Here is a 20,256-nt window from a genome sequence, read left to right as displayed (position 1 = left end):
TCTGTACTTCCTATTTTCTATTTTGTTGGCAATTTTAGGTAGCAAATATGCAGACCCCGCACATTCTGATTGTCGAAGACGAGTTAGTCACTCGTAACACCCTGAAGAGCATTTTCGAGGCGGAAGGCTACGTTGTTCATGAAGCCAATGATGGTGCAGAGATGCACAACATCCTGTCTGAAAATGATATCAATCTGGTTATCATGGACATCAATCTGCCAGGCAAAAATGGCCTGCTGCTGGCGCGTGAACTGCGCGAACAGGCCAGCGTTGCGCTGATGTTCCTGACCGGCCGTGATAACGAAGTTGATAAGATCCTCGGATTGGAAATCGGCGCTGATGACTATATCACCAAGCCATTTAATCCACGTGAACTGACCATTCGCGCGCGCAACCTGCTGTCCCGCACCATGAACCTGGGCAGCGTCGGCGAAGAACGCCGTCTGGTTGAAAGCTATAAGTTCAACGGTTGGGAGCTGGACATCAACAGCCGCTCACTGATCAGCCCAGCGGGCGAGCAATACAAATTGCCGCGCAGTGAATTCCGCGCCATGCTGCACTTCTGCGAAAACCCGGGCAAGATCCAATCCCGTGGCGAACTGCTGAAGAAGATGACCGGTCGCGAGCTGAAACCGCATGACCGCACCGTGGACGTGACCATTCGTCGCATCCGCAAGCACTTCGAATCCACGCCGGACACGCCTGAAATCATCGCTACCATTCACGGTGAAGGCTACCGTTTCTGCGGCGATCTGGAAGAGTAAGTCTCGCGTTAAAATAGTTGGGGTTCAGTTGAACCCCAAGTCTCTTATTTTGCCTCACCCCAAGGGATGATCGGCACCGCGCTCAGCGCGTTCTTCGGCGAACCATCCACCACACGATCTGAGTAGCTCAGATAAATCAACGCATTACGAGCTGAATCGTAGAAGCGTACCACCTGCAGCTTCTTGAACACCAGCGACGTCCGCTTTTGGAACACCACAGTCCCTTCCGCCTTGCCGTTTTTGATTTTATCGTTCAGCGCAATCGGCCCGACCTGCTGGCAAGAAATGGCCGCATCCGCAGTATCCTCCGCCAATCCCAGCCCGCCTTTAATGCCGCCGGTTTTGGCTCGGCTGATATAACAAGTTACATTTTTAACATCAGGATCGTCGAACGCTTCCACCACGATTTTGTGGTCCGGACCGAAGAGTTTAAATACCGTATCCACTGAGCCAACCTGTTCTGCTTGCGCACTATTTACCGTTGCGCAAACTAAACCAAACAAAAATATCCATCCTTTTTTCATTCACTTAACTCCAATAACCTGAATCATGAAACTGAGTTCAGGCAATTAATATTGTTTATGTTTTAGGTCACAGAATGGGCCTTTTTCTGGTCCGCACCGGTCTTTTTAGCACAGAGCGTGAAAAAAATCTTTGAGAGTCTCGGAGGAAAAAAATTGCTATTATGCGGCGTCGTTATTTCTTTGCGCCCTTTAAGGTGTGCCCCTGTCCAACTCCCGCACAACCCGCTGCGAGAGGCAAAGAGTGCTACGCAAAATGGCTCATGGATTGGTCTGATAGCGCAAGCACCAGCGTGACGAATAAACAGTTCGGGTCTCAACCCTAAAGCTCTACGAGGAAGATCTATGGATCAAGCCGGTATCATTCGTGATCTGCTTAGCTGGCTGGAAAGCCATTTGGACCAACCTTTGTCGCTGGACAACGTGGCGGCAAAAGCGGGTTACTCAAAATGGCATTTACAACGGATGTTCAAAGATATTACCGGTAACGCCATCGGCGCTTATATCCGGGCAAGGAGATTATCCAAGGCTGCGGTGGCGCTGCGTTTAACCAGCCGCCCTATTCTGGATATCGCCTTACAGTATCGCTTCGACTCGCAGCAGACATTCACGCGCGCATTTAAAAAACAGTTTGCGCAAACGCCGGCGTTGTATCGTCGCGCCGAAGACTGGAGCGCATTCGGCATCTGTCCGCCAATTCGCCTGGGCGCCTTTACCCTGCCGCAGCCAGAGTTTGTCACACTACCGGAACTGCACCTGATTGGCCTGACGCAAAGCTATTCGTGCACGCTGGAGCAAATTTCCAACTTCCGTACCGAGTTGCGGTCGCAGTTCTGGCGCCAGTACCTGGGCGAAGCGGAAACGTTGCCGCCGGTGCTGTATGGTCTTCATCATTCGCGCCCGAGCCAGGAAAAGGATGACGAGCAGGAAGTGCTGTACACCACGGCGCTGGAACCGCATCACGTTCCGAAGGAAATTCAGGCTGGGCAGCCGCTGACGCTGCAGGGTGGCGAGTATGCGATGTTCAGTTATGAAGGCCCAGCCTCTGGCCTGCAGGACTTTATTCTGACGCTGTACGGCACTTGTCTGCCGGCACTCAAACTCACGCGCCGCAAAGGGCACGACATTGAGCGCTTTTATCCCAAGGGTGACCGTCGGCCACCCCAACCGCCGACCGAGATCAACTGCGACTATTTGATCCCGATCCGCCGTTAACGTTGCAGTTCGTCGAGTGCGGGCATGTCCAGATGCGTGATATCGCCCGCCGTTTCGACAATCCAGCCGGAAGCCAGCCAAGGGCTCTGCTGATAGTCGACACGCGACAGCGAACAGTTGCGCAAACGCAGGCGACGTTCGGCATAGGCCGGTAACCCGAGTACGGTGCTGATCAAACAACCCAACGCGATACCGTGGCTCACGATCAGCGGTTTGCTCCCCTCCGGCAGCATCAGGCAGCTTTCCAGCGCCTCGCGCATCCGGCCACCCAGCTCGCTCATGGATTCACCTTGAGGGATACGGCCATCAGCAGTACCATCGACCATCTGCTTGCGCCACTGCTCTTCCTGCGGCGTCAGGCTGTCGATCAGGCGTTCTTCCAGAACCCCCATGTGTAACTCGCGCAAACGTGGATCGTTTATCACCTCGCAACCGCAGGCTTCTGCGATGATTTGCGCGGTGCGTCGGGTACGCCCCAAATCGCTGGTAATCACGTGCGTGATGCCGAGCTTGCTGACGCGTTGGGCAACCAGATGAGCCTGATGTTCACCGTGGGCGGTTAACGGGCTGTCGGACTGACCCTGGATACGGCGAGCCGCATTCCATTCCGTTTCGCCGTGGCGAACGAGGTATACCTGTAACATTTTGCTTTTCCGTTATACTGCGTGAAACCTGAGTTTATCTTCGTCACAGGCCGCTTGCGCAAGCGTCTGACGTATTGAATAGGCTCTTAGCTTAAGGATGCTAAACCCGTTATGTATCATGTTGTCGCTGCAACTACCAACCCGGCAAAGATTAAGGCTATTCAGTTGGCCTTTGAGGACACCTTTGGCGTAGACCAATGCCGCATTGAATCAGTCGACGTCGCCAGCGGTGTCTCACTGCAACCCATCGGCAATCTCGAAACCCGTACCGGTGCACGCCAGCGCGTCATGGAAGCACGCCAGGTACGCCCGGAGGCCGACTTTTGGGTCGGCGTGGAAGCGGGTATCGAAGAGAATATGACCTTCGCCTGGATGACGGTGGAAAACCCGTATACCCGGGGCGAATCGCGTTCAGCCAGTCTGATGCTGCCGGAGACGATTTTACAGGGAATTCGCGCCGGCCGCGAATTGGGGACGGAAATGGCGACCATCACCGGCAATGCCGAAGTGAAGCGCCAGGGCGGCGCTATCGGTATCTTCACCGATGGGCGGTTGAGCCGCACCAGCGTTTACCATCAGGCTCTGCTGTTGGCGCTGGTGCCCTTCCACAACCCGATCTACCAAAACCATAACAACGCGCCGCAAAAATAAGCGCATGCGGGCGTGGCGCGACTAAGGTGCCTCGCCCAGCAATTGCTGCTCCAGCCACTGCTTCAACGCCGGCGTCGCCGCCTTCAGGCTGTTCGAACCGCGAGTGATGGTGGCAATACCGGCCCCCAGCTCGTTCTTCAGCTCACGCTGGCTCATCTCACCGCGCATCAGTTCCTGAATAATCCGCACCCGCGTCCCCAAGGCCGTTCTTTCGTCCGGCGTCAGCAGCAGTTGCAGCAGCGGTTGATGCAGATCGTGGGCGAACGAATTCTGCAGCAGCTCGACAAAGCGCAGCCAATCCTCATTGCCTTGTTCTGAAAGAGCCGGGTCGTTAAGCGATAATTGCGTCATGGCAAGCCACCATACTATTTAACTAGTACAGCAGCATACCATAGCGCCGCAAAAATCAATAACGCCTCTGCCACTCGGCATCGGTCAGCACCTTGGCCGGACGATGCATGAGGTAGCGATAAAATGCGTCATAGGCCAGTACGTTCTTCACATAAGAACGGGTTTCCGAGAACGGGATGCTTTCGACAAACGCCACCGCATCTACCCGCCCTTCGCTGTTGCCCAACCAGGTATTCACCCGCGATGGACCGGCGTTGTAGGCCGCCGATGACAGAATGCGGTTACGGCCGAACTGCTGGTACACATACTCCAGGTAGCTGGTACCGATGGTAATGTTAACCCGGGGATCAAGCAGCTGGCTTGGGCTTGAGTAGCCGGGAATATTGTACATCTGCACCGTATGCTGCGCGGTACGCGGCATCACCTGCATCAGGCCGCTAGCCCCTACCGGTGACTGGGCTTTCGGGTTCCAGGCGCTCTCCTGACGGGCTATCGCCATGGCGTAGCTCGGCGTGATCCCCTTGTCATCGGTCGCGGCCCGGAACTCTTGCGGCCAGGCTACCGGGAAGCGCTCTTCAAGGTGATCCCACAGTTTGCCAACGATGGTTGCCTGCACGCTGAGATCGGCCCATTTTTGCTCGAATGCATAACGCGCCAGCGCTTCCTGTTCCGGACGACTGCGGCTGGACACAAACGAGGTCCACTCGCTGCGCGCCAGATTATCCATATTCCAGTACATCAGTTCGCGTACCCGGGCAATCTCCGGTCCGTCCACCAGCGAAGCGCGAGGTTTCGCCGCCACGGCCACCATTACCGGGTAAGGCTTATTCAGTTTCTGCGCCGCCACCATTGGATAGAAACCGCGTTCGTTCATCAGGCGACGCAGGATCTCTTCACCTTCACTGCGTTTGCCTTCATCCAGCAGCAGGCTTGCACGCCAGTAACGCCACTCGTCTTTATTGCGTGACTCCGCCGGCAGGCGGGCCAGCCAGGTAGCCACCCCCTGGCGATCGCCATTGCCCAATGCCATACGCACACGACGTTCCAGCAGAGCCGGAGACTGACTGCGCAGGATCACCTTATCGCGCCATTGGGTCTGTTCGAAGGTGGCATCACTGCCCATCAGGCGCCAGGCCACCGCCTCTTCCAACCCCAACTGCTCGCTGTCGCTCATTTTCTGCAGGCGCACCAGCGTCGGGATCATCGCGCGAGCATTTTCTACATCCTGGCGCGCCAGGCGTTCAAAAGCGATGCCGGTCGCGGCACGGGTAAAATCTGTTGGCCCTACGCTACGGGCAAAGGATTCTACCGTGGCCGGATCGTTTTGCAGACGCACCAACGCATCGCCCATGGTTTGGTAATCTGACGGCAACTGACGGTACAAGCTGTTGACCAGGCCGCTGTTGCCCTCTTTCAACGCCAGCTTCATGCGCTCCAGTACCGCCGATGGTGTCTGTTTGCCGGAGCCCTTCCAGACGCTGAACAGCTTGTCACAGGAGCCCGGTAACGATTTACCGCTCATCCAAACGTCTTCAGCACCGCTCCAGGCCGCCTGTTGATCGCCGGTGGCCCATTTGGCGTAGTAGTAGTTACAACGCGCAGCTATAGGTTTAGGCGCCTGTGGGCTAAAGGCCAACAGAGTCCGCCAGTCTTCCCGCCGTGCCAGCTCGTTAACAAAGCGCGGGGCCAACGATTTGGCCGGCGGCAGCGTCGGATGCTGTTTGATAAAATCGTTCACCTCGGAGAACCCGGCCTGACTGAGATCTTGCGTCAGCTCACGGTATTCCAGATAAGGGTATAGCGGGTAATCACGCAGCGTCGGCATCAATTGCGCCACGACGTCCATCTGCTTACTGTCCCACGCCTGTTTAATCTGCAGGTAACGCTGACGCTGGGCGTCCAGCGAGTCCGCCAATGCGGCGCCTGAGAATGCCGTCAGGCACAGGCCCACAGCAAAAAACCGCCACTTGTCTACCTTGACCATACTGACTCTTTCCTCGCTAATGCTGATGGTGTTGCCAGAGCCGATTCCCCCGTTGCCGCGCTACGCCAGCAGCCAACGGGCAGTGAAACGGCTCTCCGAGTGTTTCGCGCTCTGTCGTGGGATATCGCTTCATCCGGCACGCCAGAACAAAAGGAGGCGCTGAGTGACTGGCTCAGCCATCTACCATAGACAGCGCGATCGCTTATCCATTCACTACTGTAGATGAAGTTTATCGTCACGAAGGGCTTCAGGTAAAAAAGGTTTACCCTCGCTGACAAATAAAATAAAGCCGGCGCCAAAGACAGCGTATTAATCATTAACCCGAGGTTAACACTGGAAACGAGCAGCTCATTTATTATTAATAAGCGCTGCCGACAATAAGATGAAGTCATCTGAAATAATTAGTCATGCAGGATATATTTCCTGGCCGACGACAACGCCGTTGCGCAAATGCCCCAAACCTCAGGCCGGGCGGGCTAACTTTGCAGAAAACGCCTGGCAAACCCTGACGGACGTTTTTATACTATTAAAAAAAGGTAAGATAATTCTGAGAAAACGGCACATAAAGCGCGCAACCGGGATATCTTATAATACAATCCGCGCCAATAATGGGTAGATAGTGTTCATCAGGCAGTGCGATTGACAGTTTTCAGTAAGGCAATTATCCCTTCGAGCGGGTCAGGCTTCTCATTGTTATGTTGCCGCATCGGTACTGCGGATCTGGGCAGGAATGGCAGATGAAGATGGCAAATAATGCCGCGTGGTTAGCGACCTGCGCAAAAAATTCTCTTGCGAGTTTCATTTGCGCACGTCTGGACTACGGCCGCCTGTTGTCGCTGGTGCTGCTCACCCTGCTGGCCTTTCCCGGTTCAGCCCGCCCCGAAACCGGTGATCCTTATCAAAATCGCATCCATGCCGTCACCACCGTGGTGGTAGGCATTATCAGCTATGCCCGCTGGCCCAGCGAACCCAATCCGATCCGACTGTGTGTGACGGCACCCACCCAGTATGCCGAAGGCCTGTTCGATCCGATCCTGCTTAGTGCTCCGCGGCCCATTAAGGCCGAACGCGTATCCTTTGACAGTCCGCTGCTGAGCACCGGCTGCGATGTTATTTATTTGGGCAATGTTAACGCTGGTCAGAAGCAGAATTTTATACAGCGTATCAGCGGCCATTCCATTCTCAGCATTAGCGAGAACGATGTTGAATGCTCGGCCGGCAGCGCGTTCTGCCTGCAAATCGAAGGGGATACCGCGAGTTTTAAAGCCAATCTCGATGCGCTGGCACGTAGCGGCGTGCGCGTTCACCCCAACGTGTTGCAGTTGGCACGCAAACAGGCGCCCCCGCTATGAAGTGGTTGCGCAAGAACCGTTCGGGTCAGTCACGCCCTACGCTGGGCCGGGTACTGCAAAGAGTACACCTTGGGCTGGCGCTGATTGCCGTGGGTACTGCGGGGATCTTCCTGACCCTGGTGGCGCTGTTTGCACTGCGCGCCTATGCCAACCATAACCTGCATCTGATCGCGCGCTCCATCAGCTATACCGTTGAAGCCGCCGTGGTGTTCGAAGACCGTGCCGCCGCCCGCGAAGCCCTGGTGCTGATCGCCTCTAAAGAGGAAGTGTCGGAAGCCAGAATTCTGAACAACAACGGCAAAGTGCTTGCGACCTGGCACCATCCCAAGGATGGCCCACTGCACGGCATGGAGCAAGTCGTGGCGCACTGGGCGTTGCCACAACCGGTGATCCTGCCGATCACTCACGAAGGCAAAGAGGTCGGCAAAGTGTGGTTAAGTGGCCACGGCGGCAGCCTGCTGCGTTTTTTGCTACGCGGTATGGTAGGCATGATCGCCTGTCTGGTGCTCAGTACCCTGTGTGCGCTGGTACTGTCGCGCCGCATGTTGCAGGGGATCGTCCGCTCGCTGGACGATATCGCTAACGTGGCGCATGCGGTACGGCGCGATCGCGCCTTTGGGCTGCGGGTACCTTCGGCACCGATTGCCGAACTGCATGAGCTGAGCAGCGACTTTAATGGCCTGCTTGACGAACTGGAGGCCTGGCAGGCGCACCTGAAACAGGAGAATGACTCGCTGACCCACCGGGCGACCCACGACAGCCTGACCGGCTTGCCAAACCGCGCTTTCTTCGAAGGCCGACTGAGTCGCGCGCTGGGAGACATCGAGTCACCCGAAAAACTGGCGGTGCTGTTTATCGACGGCGATCGCTTCAAGGAAGTTAACGACAGCTACGGCCACGCCGCCGGCGACGTAGTGCTGACCACCATTGCCGGGCGTATCCGCGCGCAGTTACGCGAGAGCGACCTGGTTGCACGTTTAGGAGGTGATGAGTTCGCCGTACTGTTGGCACCGGTCCACACTACGGAAGATGTACTGCAGATTGCCGATAACATTATCGACTGCATGACCCAACCGGTAATTTTACCGAACGGCGAAGAGGTCATTTCCTCTTTGAGTATCGGTATTGCACTTTACCCTGAACATGCGGTGACGCCTCAGGGGCTCTTGCACGAAGCTGACGATGCGATGTACCAGGCCAAGCATCGTTATAACGGAGGCTGGCGGCTGGCAATACAGAAATAAAGCCCCGGCTATACAATAAAACTAGGGATTTGATTATGATACAGCAAACACTAAAAAACCGTTTTTCACTGCTGACGATGATGTTTATCGCCCTGCTGGCGCTCGCCGGCTGTCAGAGCAAGCCGCAGGGCCTGACGCCCGAGCAGATTGCCCTGTTGCAGTCGCAAGGGTTCAAACTGACGGATAACGGCTGGGAATTTGGCCTGTCCGACAAGGTGCTGTTCGGCAACAACGTGGGCAAGCTGAACCCGGAAAGCACCGACACGGTACAGAAAATGGGCCGTGCACTGATGAGCGTCGGCATCACCAAATTCCGTCTGGACGGTCACACGGATAATTACGGTGAAGACAGCTATAACGACCAGCTCTCGCTGCGCCGCGCCAATGCGGTGGCCGACCTGCTGGCCAGCGTAGGCATCCCACGCGCTAACATCGAAACTCGCGGCATGGGCAAACGCGACCCGGTCGCCGATAACCGCACCTCCAGCGGCCGGGCGGAAAACCGCCGCGTCGCGATCGTCGTCACTCCTTAAGCGACCAATATGCGCCTTCACGGGCGCATAACCGGTTATACTTAGCGATCGCTGAGTGATGTCTGGGATCCGCTTTCGAAACGGGCTACACTCCGCAGCCAGACATCCTATAAAAACTGATATAGAGAGGCTAGAGCACCGTGGCTCAATACGTCTATACCATGCACCGCGTCGGCAAAGTGGTTCCGCCGAAGCGTCATATTCTGAAAAACATCTCTTTGAGCTTCTTCCCTGGCGCCAAAATCGGCGTGCTGGGTCTGAACGGCTCGGGTAAATCCACTCTGTTGCGCATCATGGCCGGCATCGACACCGATATCGAAGGTGAAGCTCGCCCGCAGCAAGGGATCAAAATCGGCTACCTGCCTCAGGAGCCGCAGCTGAATCTGGAGCACACCGTCCGCGAGTCGGTCGAAGAAGCGCTGGCGGAAGTGGTCGGTGCCCTGAAACGTCTTGATGAAGTGTACGCGCTGTACGCTGAAGAAGGCGCGGACTTCGACAAGCTGGCCGCTGAACAGGGCCGTCTGGAAGAAATCATTCAGGCCCATGATGGCCACAACCTGAATACCCAGCTTGAGCGCGCCGCCGATGCGTTGCGCCTGCCGGAATGGGACGCAAAAATCGCCAACCTGTCCGGTGGTGAACGTCGCCGTGTCGCGCTGTGCCGCCTGCTGCTGGAAAAACCGGACATGCTGCTGCTGGACGAACCGACCAACCACCTGGATGCGGAATCCGTGGCCTGGCTGGAACGCTTCCTGCACGACTTCGAAGGAACCGTTGTGGCGATCACCCACGACCGTTACTTCCTCGACAACGTGGCCGGCTGGATCCTCGAGCTGGACCGCGGCGAAGGCATCCCGTGGGAAGGCAACTACTCTTCCTGGCTGGAGCAGAAAGACGCACGTCTGGCGCAGGAAGCCTCTTCCGAAGCCGCACGCCGCAAATCCATCGAGAAAGAGCTGGAGTGGGTGCGTCAGGGCGCTAAAGGCCGTCAGTCCAAAGGCAAGGCGCGTTTGGCCCGCTTTGAAGAGCTGAACAGCACCGAATACCAAAAGCGTAACGAAACCAACGAACTCTTTATTCCACCTGGCGCACGCCTGGGCGATAAAGTGGTTGAAGTCAGCAACCTGCGCAAGTCCTACGGCGACCGCGTGCTGATTGACGATCTCTCCTTCGCCGTGCCGAAAGGCGCGATTGTCGGCATTATCGGCCCGAACGGCGCCGGTAAATCCACGCTGTTCCGCATGATGTCCGGTCAGGAACAGCCTGATTCCGGCAGCATCGTGCTGGGCGACACCGTCAAGCTGGCGTCGGTCGATCAGTTCCGTGACAGCATGGACAATTCAAAAACCGTTTGGGAAGAAGTCTCCGGCGGCCAGGACATCATGCGTATCGGCAACACCGAAATGCCAAGTCGAGCTTACGTCGGTCGCTTTAACTTCAAAGGCGTCGATCAGGGCAAGCGCGTGGGCGAACTGTCCGGCGGTGAGCGCGGTCGTCTGCACCTGGCCAAGCTGCTGCAGGTTGGCGGCAACGTACTGCTGCTCGACGAACCGACCAACGACCTGGATATTGAAACCCTGCGCGCGCTGGAAAACGCCCTGTTGGAGTTCCCGGGCTGCGCGATGGTTATCTCGCACGACCGTTGGTTCCTCGACCGTATTGCGACCCACATTCTTGATTACCAGGATGAAGGTAACGTCGAGTTCTTCGAAGGTAACTTCACCGAATACGAAGAGTACAAGAAACGTACGCTGGGCGCCGAAGCGCTTGAGCCGCACCGTATCAAGTACAAGAGAATCGCCAAGTAATCCGAAAGGCGCCGCATGCGGCGCCTTTTTTTATTCCCGCGCCAGCTCGCGGGCATAATCGTCAAATACCGGGTGTTGCAACACCACGTCAATAAAACAGGCCAGCGCGGGGGAATTGAGCTTGCGACTGGGATAAACCAGATAGAGTTCATTGCCTTCCGCCTGCCATTCCGGCAACACCTCCACCAGCTGTTTTTGCGCCACTACCTCGCGGCTGAGAAATGCCGGCAACAAAGTAATACCCGCGCCGTAAATCGCACATTCTCGCGCGTACAGCAGATTATCGGTGATATGCAGCGTCGGCAGTTGCCAGCGAAAATACTCATCGCCCCGGCGCAGATTCCATGCGGGCCAGGAACGATGCGCGATGCAGCGGTGCTGCTGCAACTGTTGCGGATGCAGGATCGGCGGGGACTGCGCCAGATATGCCGACGATGCCAGCAAATAGCGCGGCGCATGCCCCAAACGCCGGCCAATCAGCGAGGAGTCCTGCGGTTTGCCGGTGCGTAATGCGGCGTCAAATCCGTCCTGCACCATATCCACCATCGCATCGGATACCGACACCTCCAGTGACACGTCCGGGTATTGGCGCTGAAAATCCGCCGCCAGCCGCGCCAGCAACGTCGCCCCCAGCCCGGCAGGGGTTGAGATGCGCAATCGACCACTCGGGTTGTCACGCAGCCGTTGCAGCGCAAAATCGGCGCGTTCGGCAGCATTCAGCATCTCCTGGCAGTGTTCCAGATAGCGTTCGCCGGCAAAGGTCAGGTTGAGCTGGCGGGTGGTACGGTTCAGCAAGCGCAGGCCCAGCGTCTGTTCCAACTGGCTGATGCGCTGGCTGACGCTGGACTTCGGCAAAGCGGCGCGTTTGGCGGCGGCGGTAAAACTGCCGCACTCGGCCACCAGCGCAAACAGCGCCATATCCTGCAGCTGCTTAAACCTCATTGTTCACCTCAAACGAACACTTAGTTAGTTATTGTCCATCTTATCACTCCCTCTCAAGAGGTCTACACTGAGGTTATTCATTCGAAAGGAGCACAGTCATGCCGATTAAAGCCATTGCCGTAGACCCGAAAAACCCCGCCGCCTTCATAGAGATCAGCCCGGAAAAGCCCACGCCGGGTCAGTACGATCTGTTGGTGGAAGTGAAAGCGGTGTCGGTCAACCCGGTGGATACCAAGGTCCATGCCGGCCTGCAAAAAAGCGGCCTGCAGCAGCCACGCATTCTCGGTTGGGACGCCAGCGGCGTCGTAGTTGAAGTGGGCAGCAGCGTCAGCGGCTTCAAACCCGGCGATGAGGTTTGGTACGCCGGTGATATCACTCGCCCGGGCAGCAACAGCACCCTACAATTGATCGATTCACGTATTACTGCCCACAAGCCTCGCAGCCTGAACTGGGCCGAGTCTGCCGCCATGCCGCTGACTGCCCTGACTGCCTGGGAAGCACTGTTCGAACATCTGAAAATTCAGGATGCGGCACCGGGGAAAACTCTGTTGATCATCGGCGGCGCCGGTGGTGTTGGTTCGCTGGCGATCCCGTTTGCGGCACAGCGCAGTCAGGTGAAGGTGATTGCGACCGCCTCTCGTCCCGAGTCGGCGGCCTGGTGTCTGGAACGGGGTGCCGATCTGGTGGTGGACTACCGCGATCTGAAAGCTAACCTGGCGCAACAGGGCATTGAGAACGTGGATTATATTCTGTGCCTGAACGATACCGACGGCCACTGGCAAGCCATCGCCGATCTGATCGCGCCGATGGGCCATATCTGCACCATCGTGGAAAACGCCCAGCCGTTGGACCAGAGCGCACTGAAGCTGAAAAGCGCCGCGCTGCACTGGGAATTGATGTTTACCCGCAGTATGTTCAACACGCCGGATATCGCTCAGCAGGGCGAGATCCTCAAGCAAGTGGCGCAACTGCTGGATGAAGGGAAGCTGAGCACCACCCTGAGCGAAACGATGCACGGGCTAACGGTGCCGACGCTGACCGCCGCGCACCAAAAACTGCTCGACGGACATATGCAGGGAAAACTGGTGATTGTTTACTGATTACCGACGGGGCGCAGCCTGCGCCCCGCAGGCTTAGACTGCAACGCCAATCAGGCGGCTGGCATCGGCCGCCAGCAGCTGTTTGACCAGTTCTACACAGCGCAGGAAGCGCTCGTCGTAATCGCTGGACTCTACGTGTACGTATTCAATGTTGTTGGCCCGCAGCATCTCTTCCAGCAAATACTGAAATGCCTTGCGATCGTTCGGATTGCCCAGGCTGCGCAACCCATCCGCCACCCAGGGGGTGTTGTTCTCCAACAGGATCACCAGATCAAAGCGGTACTCGTCGATCAACGCCTGTACAAAGGGGTGCTCGCGTCCTTCGTACTTTTTGCAGAACGCCTGAGTGGTCACGAAGTCGGTATCGATAAACGCCACTTTATTGGCATATTTTACCGCAAAATCAACGTACTGCGCCTGGCCCAGGGCGATTTTGTCATAGTCGGAATACTGTAGCGCCATCTCATCCCCGCCGAGGTGCGAGAACACGTAGTCGCGGCCATATTCCCAGGCGCTGGTGGTGTTGAAGATGTTCGCCAGCTTATTGACCAGGGTCGATTTCCCGCTCGACTCGCCGCCGAGGATAGCTACGGTGCGTACAAAAAACGGCTTCACTTCGGTCGGGATATAGTCCCAATAGCGGAACGGATCCTGGCGGATTTGGCGGCCGCTGATGTTCATAAATGAACGTTCGGGATCGATCAGAATGGTTTCAATGCCCAGATGTTCGCGATAGCGCGGAGCATCCTGTGCTTCACTGGAATAGATAAAGCTCGGCACTATGGCCTTTTGCTCCAGAAAAGCTTTCACCCCGTCACTCCACACGTTCCAGCCGTGCGGATAGGGCTCGATACCCTGTTCGTCAAACGAGTGAATATGAATGTTTTTCTGATACTTGAAGGTTTGCAGCAGCCAGCGCAGACGATCGCTGACCGTCGGCTGTTGCGACATCGAGCTGTTGTCGAACAGCTCCCGATCGCGCGGTTCATCGTGACACAGGATCACGTGCAACTCATCCACCTGGCTACAGGCTCGCTGGATCAGGTAAATATGACCGGTGTGCAGAGGGTAAAATTTACCAAACACCACGCCGACCTTTTTCTCACGGCGTGGGAACTCAAGCCCGAGGTAACGGTGCAGCGCCTCCAGCTTCTGGGCGCTCGGACTTTTGATTTTGTCGTTTAACAGCTGGCTAAGATAGCCTTTGGTCATGCCACTGGCATCCGCCACCTGCTGCAGAGTGCAGTTCTTTTGCTTAATCGACGCCTTCAGGTAATCGAATTGCCGCATAGCCCCTCCGTTTAGTATGCTAAACAAAATAGCATAATCTGCGTACCGCGTGGCAATTAATAAAACTGTTCCAACACGTCCAGCGCATCCGCCAGTTTCTTCACGCCAAACACCTGCATATTGGCCGGCGGTTTTTTCGGCACGTTAGCGTGCGGCACGATGGCACGCTTGAAGCCGTGTTTCGCCGCTTCGGAAATCCGTTCCTGACCGCTCGGTACCGGACGGATCTCCCCCGCCAGCCCCACTTCGCCAAACACCACCAAATCGTTCGGCAATGGGCGGTCACGCAGGCTGGACACCAGCGACATCAGCAACGCCAAATCGGCGCTGGTTTCACTGACCTTCACCCCACCGACCACGTTAACGAACACGTCCTGATCGGACATCTGCAATCCGCCATGGCGATGCAGCACCGCCAACAGGATCGCCAATCGGTTTTGCTCCAGGCCGACCGCCACTCGCCGCGGGTTAGACATCATGGAATGATCCACCAGCGCCTGAATTTCCACCAACAACGGCCGCGTACCTTCCCAAACCACCATCACCGAACTGCCGGAGGTGACCTCATCGCCACGGCTGAGGAAGATGGCAGACGGGTTGCTGACCTCACGCAGGCCCTGCTCTGTCATGGCGAACACGCCCAGCTCATTCACCGCACCAAAGCGGTTTTTATGGCTGCGCAGGGTACGAAAACGTGAATCGGCGTCGCCGTCCAGCAGCACCGAACAGTCGATGCAGTGTTCCAATACTTTCGGCCCGGCCAGGGAACCGTCTTTGGTGACGTGACCGACCATGACAATCGCCACGCCGCGCGTCTTGGCGAAACGCGTCAGATAAGCCGCCGTTTCACGTACCTGCGCAACGCTACCCGGCGAAGATTGAATATCCGCCATGTGCATCACCTGAATGGAGTCGATCACCATCAGCTTCGGCTGTTCCTGCTCGGCGATCAGGCAGATCTGTTCGATGCTGGTTTCCGACAGCATATTCAGGCCGCCGGTTGGCAAGCCGAGACGATGGGCGCGCATCGCGACCTGCTGCAGTGATTCCTCACCGGTGACGTACAGGGTTTTCATCTGCTCGGACAGTTTGCACAGCACCTGCAGCAGCAAGGTACTTTTACCTGCGCCGGGGTTACCGCCGATCAGGATCGCACTGCCCGGAACCACCCCGCCGCCCAGCACGCGATCAAACTCCAGGAAACCGGTGGAAAAACGCGGCAGCTCTTCCAGGCTGATGTCCGACAGCTTTTGTACCTTGCTGATACCGGCATCGCCAGCGTAGCCGCTCAGACGCTCGTTGCGAGAAGAGGAAGACACGGCAGCCAGACGCACTTCTGTAATGCTGTTCCAGGCGTGGCAAGCGCTGCACTGCCCCTGCCAGCGCGGATAATCTGCGCCGCACTCATTACATACAAACGCCCGTTTTGCTGCTTTTGCCACGTATTACCTCTGCTTTATTACCACATTGCCGCTGACGGGCGTCATCGCCGGGTCAGGGGCCTACTTTAGCGTACTTCGTGTTTCAGGCTGCCGGTCAACACGCACAGCACGCCCATAAGATCGGCATGGCGAATCGACACCTGCGCCTTCTCATACACTTTCGGTTTGGCGTGATAGGCAATGCCCAACCCGGCAACCTGCATCATTTTCAAATCGTTGGCGCCGTCGCCGATGGCGACAGTTTGCTGCGGTGGAATACCCAGTTTTTCCGCCAGCGCTACCAGCGTATCGGCTTTGAACTGCGCGTCCACCACCGGTCCCAGCACCTCGCCGGTCAGCTTGCCGTCGCGGATCTCCAGCTCGTTAGCCACCACCGCCACCAGCTTCAGTCTGTCACGCAGATACTCGGCATAGTAGGTGAAGCCGCCGGAGGCAATCGCCACGTGCCAGTCCATCGCCTGCAGCTTGCGCACCAGGTTGGTCAGCCCGGACATCAGCGGCAGCTCGTCACGCACCTGCTTGAGGATATTGGCATCGGCGCCTTTCAGCGTACCGACGCGCTGACGCAGGCTGGCGGTAAAGTCCAGCTCGCCGCGCATCGCGCGTTCGGTCACTTCCGACACCTGCTCACCGACGCCCGCCAGTTTGGCAATCTCGTCGATGCATTCAATTTCAATCGCGGTGGAGTCCATATCCATCACCAGCAACCCGGGGGTGCGCAGATGGGGGATCTTGCCCAGCGGCGCCACGTCCAGCCCGCTCTCCGCCGCCAGCGTTTTGGCGCGTGCCGTCAGCGTGCCCGCCAGACGCACCACCTGATAATCCTCTACGCACCAGGCGGTGACGATCACCATCGCCGCGCCCAGCTTGCGCTGGAAATCGGTAATGCGCGTTTTGTTCAGTTCTCTGCCATATAATAGCCAACCGGTATGACCCGCCCGATAATCCAGCGGCATCACTTCGTCACCGCTCAGCGAAAGGGGAAGACCCGGCCATTGAGAGATCTCAGCCGGGAGATCGCAATAGGTCAGACTATTCGACATCCTTAACTCCTGAAAAAACACTGCATGATAAAACGACGCATCAAGCTATCCTATCGCCATTGCTTCTGGCAACATAAAGTGTCCAAGATGCCCAAGGAACCTGCATGGCCCGCGCTAAACTGAAATTCCGCCTGCACCGCACCGCTATTATCCTGATTTGCCTGGCTTTGCTGGTGCTGTTGATGCAGGGCGCTTCCTATTTTAGCCTGAGTCACCAATTGGCGCGATCCGAACAGGTGGAAGAACTGGCGCAAACGCTGACCAAACAGGTGGCATCCAGCCTGGCCCCCCTGATGGATGACGACAGCGACGTCGACAACCAACGCATCGACGCCATCCTCAAACAGCTCACCGACCACAGCCGCATTTTGGACGCCAGCGTCTATCAGTTGGACGGCTCCCTGGTTTCCCACGCCGGTGAGCAGATAAGTATACGCGATCGCCTGTCGCTTGACGGTAAACGCGCTGGCAGCTACTTCAATCATCAGTTGGTTGAACCCATTGAGAACAAAGACGGGCCGATCGGCTTTATCCGCATCACGCTGGACACCCACGTGCTGGCGACCGAATCCAAACAGGTGGATAACACCACCAACCTGCTGCGCTTGATGATTTTGCTGGCGCTGGCCATCGGCATCATCCTGGCCCGTACGCTGTTGCAGCACCGCCGCAGCCGCTGGCAGCAGTCCCCGTACCTGTTAACCGCCAACACGCCGTTGGAGGAAGGCAATACGGTGGAAGATGACGATGACGAAAAGCCGGAAGATAAGAAAGAAGAGAAGATGCCCTAGGCTTGCTTTAAGCCATGCGCTGGATGTGTTCATTCAACCCTTGAACCTGCATCAACATCTGGTCGGCAAGACTACGGAATGCCTCGCTGATCAACTCATGCTGTGCCCTGCTCATCCACCTGATAGAGCGGAAAATACGTCTCCCCCCACAACCCTGCGCAAGGCATAGCGAGTGGCTCGGCCTTTACCCATAGCCAGTACCGCTTCCGCCAGTACACGGATACGGCGCGACAGCGTCGGTTGGCTGATACCCAGCGCATCAATGAGTGCTTTCGACGCGGCGGGCCCCTTACGCAGAACTTGCTCGAGGCTGGTCATAGATGAATAGAGGAGTGAATAGATTGATGAATAGAGTAATAGCGCTAATTACCTATAAGGTAAAGCATTTCAAGAAAATGAGGGGAGCACGATGAATAGATTAGCTGGGGCGCAGCAGAACGCTACGCCCGCAGTATGATTAGGCTTTGTCGCCCAGCAGCACAGATTCCAACGCGATAATGATCATTTCATTAAAGGTGGTTTGACGCTCTGCAGCGGTGGTCGCTTCATGACGCAGAATGTGGTCGGAGACGGTACAAATGGTCAGTGCCTTGGAACCGAACTCTTCGAACAGCTCAGCCGCCACGCCGTAGATACCGGCCGCTTCCATTTCCACGCCCAGGATGCCGTACTTCTTCATCACCTGGAACATATCCGGATCCGGCGTATAGAACAGATCAGCGGAGAAGATGTTGCCCACACGCGCCGGGATACCCTGCGCTGCTGCCGCGTCTACGGCATTACGCACCATATCGAAGTCGGCGATTGCCGCGTAGTCGTGATCCTTGAAACGCAGACGGTTTACTTTGGAATCGGTGCAAGCACCCATACCAATCACCACGTCACGCAGTTTGATATCGTCACGCACCGCGCCGCAAGAACCCACACGGATGATTTTCTTCACGCCGAATTCGGCAATCAGTTCACGCGCATAGATGGAGCAGGATGGGATACCCATACCGTGGCCCATTACGGAGATTCTGCGGCCCTTGTAGGTACCGGTGAAGCCCAGCATGCCACGCACGTTGTTCACTTCCACCGCGCCTTCCAGGAAAGTTTCCGCGATGTATTTTGCACGCAGCGGATCGCCCGGCATCAGTACTACGTCAGCGAAATCACCCATTTCAGCATTAATGTGCGGCGTAGCCATAATTATCTTCCTTCAGAAATCATATTTAATAAAAACATCAAACATCTAAGCCTTGAATTTCGAGTTGCAGCCAGGCGCGTAGCAACAACGCTGCGGCTTGAAATACGGGGCTTAGAGCATGGATTTACCGTAATCCATCGGTGACACGCCAAAGTAGCTGGCTACGGTCTGGCCGATGTCGGCGAAGGTTTCACGGTGGCCCAACGAACCTGGTTTCACTTTCGGACCGTAAATCAGGACCGGAATGTGCTCACGGGTGTGGTCGGTGCCCGGCCAGGTCGGGTCGCAGCCATGGTCAGCGGTGAAGATAATGATATCTTCATCTTTCACCAGTTTCAGCAGCTCCGGCAGACGGCGGTCGAACAGCTCCAGTGCCGCGGCATAGCCCGCAACGTCGCGGCGGTGGCCGTAAGAGGAGTCAAAATCAACGAAGTTGGTGAACACGATGGTGTTGTCACCGGCTTTTTCCATTTCGGTCACGGTTGCGTCGAACAGCGCGTCGATGCCGGTAGCCTTGACCTTTTTGGTGATGCCCACGTTGGCGTAGATATCGGCAATTTTACCGATCGACACCACTTCGCCGCCCTTCTCGTCCACCAGCTTTTTCAGCACGGTTGGCGCCGGTGGCTCTACGGCCAGATCGTGACGGTTACCGGTACGCTGGAAGTTGCCCGGCTTGTCGCCCAGGAATGGACGAGCGATCACGCGGCCAATGTTGTAACCGCCTTCGGTCAGCTCTTCACGGGCGATTTCACAGAGTTCATACAGACGATCCAGGCCGAAGGTCTCTTCGTGGCAGGCGATCTGGAATACCGAGTCGGCAGAGGTATAGAAAATCGGCTTGCCGGTTTTCATGTGCTCTTCGCCCAGTTGGTCGAGGATCACGGTGCCGGATGAGTGGCAGTTACCGAGGTAGCCCGGCAGGTTAGCGCGCTCGACCAGCTTGTCCAGCAGCTCCTGCGGGAAGCTGTTGTGTTCGTCGCTGAAATAGCCCCAATCGAACAGTACCGGCACGCCGGCGATTTCCCAGTGGCCTGACGGCGTATCTTTACCGGAAGAGAGTTCGCTGGCGTAAGCATAGGCGCCGATGATGTCCGCATTGCGATCCAGCCCTTGCGGGAAGGTGCCGGTGGATTCTTCCGCGGCCTTGCCCAGGCCCAGACGGCTCAGGTTAGGCAGCGTCAACGGGCCCTGACGGCCAACGTTGGCTTCACCGCGCGCGCAGACCTCGGCGATGTGGCCCAGAGTGTCGGAACCCTTGTCGCCAAAACGCTCGGCATCTTCGCTCGCGCCAATACCGAATGAGTCTAATACCATAATAAATGTACGTTTCATCATGCTCTCCTGCGTGTTTTCACGCTGTGGGCGACAGCGAAAAGGCCGCTGCCGCTC

The 20,256-nt window shown here is 56.8% G+C and carries 20 protein-coding genes; 9 read left to right on the top strand and 11 right to left on the bottom strand.

Going from position 1 to position 20,256, the window contains the following annotated elements:
• The first annotated feature begins 47 nt into the window (after window positions 1–47).
• The gene (arcA, locus tag NR114_RS18900) at window positions 48–764 is read left to right on the top strand and encodes a two-component system response regulator ArcA (protein ID WP_004949989.1); all 717 of its coding nucleotides are present in this window, start codon (window positions 48–50) and stop codon (window positions 762–764) included.
• A gap of 44 nt (window positions 765–808) precedes the next feature.
• Here the strand turns inward: arcA and creA are convergent, their stop codons facing one another.
• A complete protein-coding gene (gene creA, locus NR114_RS18895; RefSeq protein ID WP_020825136.1) occupies window positions 809–1,288 on the bottom strand; it encodes a protein CreA in 480 nt (159 codons plus the stop codon).
• 342 nt (window positions 1,289–1,630) lie between these two features.
• Here creA and robA point away from each other — a divergent pair, with 342 nt between their 5' ends.
• Window positions 1,631–2,500, top strand: coding sequence for an MDR efflux pump AcrAB transcriptional activator RobA (gene robA / locus NR114_RS18890; RefSeq protein WP_020825135.1), 870 nt, complete (start codon window positions 1,631–1,633; stop codon window positions 2,498–2,500).
• On the opposite strand, the gene gpmB is transcribed toward robA, so the two are convergent.
• Window positions 2,497–3,144 (bottom strand): 2,3-diphosphoglycerate-dependent phosphoglycerate mutase GpmB, encoded by a 648-nt coding sequence (gene gpmB / locus NR114_RS18885; protein WP_020825134.1) that lies wholly within the window; start codon window positions 3,142–3,144, stop codon window positions 2,497–2,499. The genes robA and gpmB overlap by 4 nt on opposite strands.
• 111 nt (window positions 3,145–3,255) lie before the next feature.
• On the opposite strand from gpmB, the gene yjjX reads away from it, so the two are divergent.
• Entirely contained in the window at window positions 3,256–3,795 is a 540-nt protein-coding gene (gene yjjX, locus NR114_RS18880; RefSeq protein ID WP_020825133.1) for an inosine/xanthosine triphosphatase, read from the top strand.
• A gap of 21 nt (window positions 3,796–3,816) precedes the next feature.
• Here yjjX and trpR read toward each other — a convergent pair whose 3' ends face one another.
• Both trpR and sltY read right to left on the bottom strand, forming a co-directional pair.
• Window positions 3,817–4,146, bottom strand: coding sequence for a trp operon repressor (gene trpR / locus NR114_RS18875; RefSeq protein WP_234528916.1), 330 nt, complete (start codon window positions 4,144–4,146; stop codon window positions 3,817–3,819).
• Window positions 4,147–4,201: 55 nt separating this feature from the next.
• Window positions 4,202–6,130, bottom strand: coding sequence for a murein transglycosylase (gene sltY / locus NR114_RS18870; protein WP_256824847.1), 1,929 nt, complete (start codon window positions 6,128–6,130; stop codon window positions 4,202–4,204).
• 737 nt (window positions 6,131–6,867) lie between these two features.
• Between sltY and NR114_RS18865 the strand changes: the two genes are divergently transcribed.
• The 4 genes from NR114_RS18865 to ettA all read left to right on the top strand — a co-directional run bounded on the left by NR114_RS18865 (window position 6,868) and on the right by ettA (window position 11,067).
• Window positions 6,868–7,482 (top strand): YfiR family protein, encoded by a 615-nt coding sequence (locus NR114_RS18865; RefSeq protein WP_020825130.1) that lies wholly within the window; start codon window positions 6,868–6,870, stop codon window positions 7,480–7,482.
• Window positions 7,479–8,726: a diguanylate cyclase domain-containing protein gene (locus NR114_RS18860; protein WP_020825129.1), complete on the top strand. Its 1,248-nt coding sequence runs from the start codon at window positions 7,479–7,481 to the stop codon at window positions 8,724–8,726. Before NR114_RS18865 ends, NR114_RS18860 begins: the two co-directional genes overlap by 4 nt.
• Window positions 8,727–8,761: 35 nt before the next feature.
• Window positions 8,762–9,259, top strand: a complete 498-nt coding sequence (locus tag NR114_RS18855) for an OmpA family protein (RefSeq protein ID WP_020825128.1) — start codon at window positions 8,762–8,764, stop codon at window positions 9,257–9,259.
• A gap of 140 nt (window positions 9,260–9,399) precedes the next feature.
• Entirely contained in the window at window positions 9,400–11,067 is a 1,668-nt protein-coding gene (gene ettA, locus NR114_RS18850) for an energy-dependent translational throttle protein EttA (protein WP_041414175.1), read from the top strand.
• A 30-nt stretch (window positions 11,068–11,097) separates the two neighbouring features.
• On the opposite strand, the gene NR114_RS18845 is transcribed toward ettA, so the two are convergent.
• The gene (locus tag NR114_RS18845; RefSeq protein WP_256824846.1) at window positions 11,098–12,009 is read right to left on the bottom strand and encodes a LysR family transcriptional regulator; all 912 of its coding nucleotides are present in this window, start codon (window positions 12,007–12,009) and stop codon (window positions 11,098–11,100) included.
• A gap of 98 nt (window positions 12,010–12,107) precedes the next feature.
• On the opposite strand from NR114_RS18845, the gene NR114_RS18840 reads away from it, so the two are divergent.
• On the top strand, window positions 12,108–13,109 hold the full coding sequence (locus NR114_RS18840) for a zinc-binding alcohol dehydrogenase family protein (RefSeq protein WP_234528917.1): 1,002 nt from the start codon (window positions 12,108–12,110) through the stop codon (window positions 13,107–13,109).
• Window positions 13,110–13,142: 33 nt separating this feature from the next.
• Here the strand turns inward: NR114_RS18840 and nadR are convergent, their stop codons facing one another.
• From nadR to serB, 3 genes are all read right to left on the bottom strand, one after another.
• Window positions 13,143–14,399 (bottom strand): multifunctional transcriptional regulator/nicotinamide-nucleotide adenylyltransferase/ribosylnicotinamide kinase NadR, encoded by a 1,257-nt coding sequence (gene nadR, locus NR114_RS18835; protein ID WP_234528918.1) that lies wholly within the window; start codon window positions 14,397–14,399, stop codon window positions 13,143–13,145.
• Window positions 14,400–14,455: 56 nt separating this feature from the next.
• On the bottom strand, window positions 14,456–15,841 hold the full coding sequence (gene radA / locus NR114_RS18830; protein ID WP_020825123.1) for a DNA repair protein RadA: 1,386 nt from the start codon (window positions 15,839–15,841) through the stop codon (window positions 14,456–14,458).
• A 65-nt stretch (window positions 15,842–15,906) separates the two neighbouring features.
• On the bottom strand, window positions 15,907–16,884 hold the full coding sequence (gene serB, locus NR114_RS18825) for a phosphoserine phosphatase (RefSeq protein ID WP_020825122.1): 978 nt from the start codon (window positions 16,882–16,884) through the stop codon (window positions 15,907–15,909).
• A 104-nt stretch (window positions 16,885–16,988) separates the two neighbouring features.
• Between serB and NR114_RS18820 the strand changes: the two genes are divergently transcribed.
• Entirely contained in the window at window positions 16,989–17,675 is a 687-nt protein-coding gene (locus NR114_RS18820) for a YtjB family periplasmic protein (RefSeq protein WP_048762896.1), read from the top strand.
• A 111-nt stretch (window positions 17,676–17,786) separates the two neighbouring features.
• Here the strand turns inward: NR114_RS18820 and NR114_RS18815 are convergent, their stop codons facing one another.
• The 3 genes from NR114_RS18815 to deoB all read right to left on the bottom strand — a co-directional run bounded on the left by NR114_RS18815 (window position 17,787) and on the right by deoB (window position 20,199).
• Window positions 17,787–17,993: a helix-turn-helix domain-containing protein gene (locus NR114_RS18815; RefSeq protein ID WP_234528919.1), complete on the bottom strand. Its 207-nt coding sequence runs from the start codon at window positions 17,991–17,993 to the stop codon at window positions 17,787–17,789.
• A 139-nt stretch (window positions 17,994–18,132) separates the two neighbouring features.
• Complete coding sequence (deoD, locus tag NR114_RS18810) at window positions 18,133–18,864, bottom strand: purine-nucleoside phosphorylase (RefSeq protein WP_020825118.1); 732 nt, start codon at window positions 18,862–18,864, stop codon at window positions 18,133–18,135.
• Window positions 18,865–18,975: 111 nt separating this feature from the next.
• Window positions 18,976–20,199, bottom strand: a complete 1,224-nt coding sequence (gene deoB / locus NR114_RS18805) for a phosphopentomutase (protein WP_020825117.1) — start codon at window positions 20,197–20,199, stop codon at window positions 18,976–18,978.
• Window positions 20,200–20,256 lie beyond the last annotated feature (57 nt).

Origin of the sequence: Serratia sp. Ser99 (assembly GCF_024519545.1) — a bacterium.
Lineage (GTDB): Bacteria > Pseudomonadota > Gammaproteobacteria > Enterobacterales > Enterobacteriaceae > Serratia > Serratia liquefaciens.
Note: the sequence above shows the minus strand (reverse complement) of the source record. Positions and strands in the feature narration are given on the sequence as shown.

Excerpts from the sequence above, each read along its gene's own strand:
- trpR (WP_234528916.1), bottom strand. The coding sequence starts at position 4,146 with ATGACGCAATTATCGCTTAACGACCCGGCTCTTTCAGAACAAGGCAAT.
- deoD (WP_020825118.1), bottom strand. The coding sequence starts at position 18,864 with ATGGCTACGCCGCACATTAATGCTGAAATGGGTGATTTCGCTGACGTA.
- sltY (WP_256824847.1), bottom strand. The coding sequence starts at position 6,130 with ATGGTCAAGGTAGACAAGTGGCGGTTTTTTGCTGTGGGCCTGTGCCTG.
- nadR (WP_234528918.1), bottom strand. The coding sequence starts at position 14,399 with ATGCGGCAATTCGATTACCTGAAGGCGTCGATTAAGCAAAAGAACTGC.
- NR114_RS18815 (WP_234528919.1), bottom strand. The coding sequence starts at position 17,993 with ATGACCAGCCTCGAGCAAGTTCTGCGTAAGGGGCCCGCCGCGTCGAAA.
- NR114_RS18860 (WP_020825129.1), top strand. The coding sequence starts at position 7,479 with ATGAAGTGGTTGCGCAAGAACCGTTCGGGTCAGTCACGCCCTACGCTG.
- NR114_RS18855 (WP_020825128.1), top strand. The coding sequence starts at position 8,762 with ATGATACAGCAAACACTAAAAAACCGTTTTTCACTGCTGACGATGATG.
- yjjX (WP_020825133.1), top strand. The coding sequence starts at position 3,256 with ATGTATCATGTTGTCGCTGCAACTACCAACCCGGCAAAGATTAAGGCT.
- serB (WP_020825122.1), bottom strand. The coding sequence starts at position 16,884 with ATGTCGAATAGTCTGACCTATTGCGATCTCCCGGCTGAGATCTCTCAA.
- robA (WP_020825135.1), top strand. The coding sequence starts at position 1,631 with ATGGATCAAGCCGGTATCATTCGTGATCTGCTTAGCTGGCTGGAAAGC.
- arcA (WP_004949989.1), top strand. The coding sequence starts at position 48 with ATGCAGACCCCGCACATTCTGATTGTCGAAGACGAGTTAGTCACTCGT.
- creA (WP_020825136.1), bottom strand. The coding sequence starts at position 1,288 with ATGAAAAAAGGATGGATATTTTTGTTTGGTTTAGTTTGCGCAACGGTA.
- NR114_RS18820 (WP_048762896.1), top strand. The coding sequence starts at position 16,989 with ATGGCCCGCGCTAAACTGAAATTCCGCCTGCACCGCACCGCTATTATC.
- NR114_RS18845 (WP_256824846.1), bottom strand. The coding sequence starts at position 12,009 with ATGAGGTTTAAGCAGCTGCAGGATATGGCGCTGTTTGCGCTGGTGGCC.
- deoB (WP_020825117.1), bottom strand. The coding sequence starts at position 20,199 with ATGAAACGTACATTTATTATGGTATTAGACTCATTCGGTATTGGCGCG.
- NR114_RS18865 (WP_020825130.1), top strand. The coding sequence starts at position 6,868 with ATGAAGATGGCAAATAATGCCGCGTGGTTAGCGACCTGCGCAAAAAAT.
- NR114_RS18840 (WP_234528917.1), top strand. The coding sequence starts at position 12,108 with ATGCCGATTAAAGCCATTGCCGTAGACCCGAAAAACCCCGCCGCCTTC.
- gpmB (WP_020825134.1), bottom strand. The coding sequence starts at position 3,144 with ATGTTACAGGTATACCTCGTTCGCCACGGCGAAACGGAATGGAATGCG.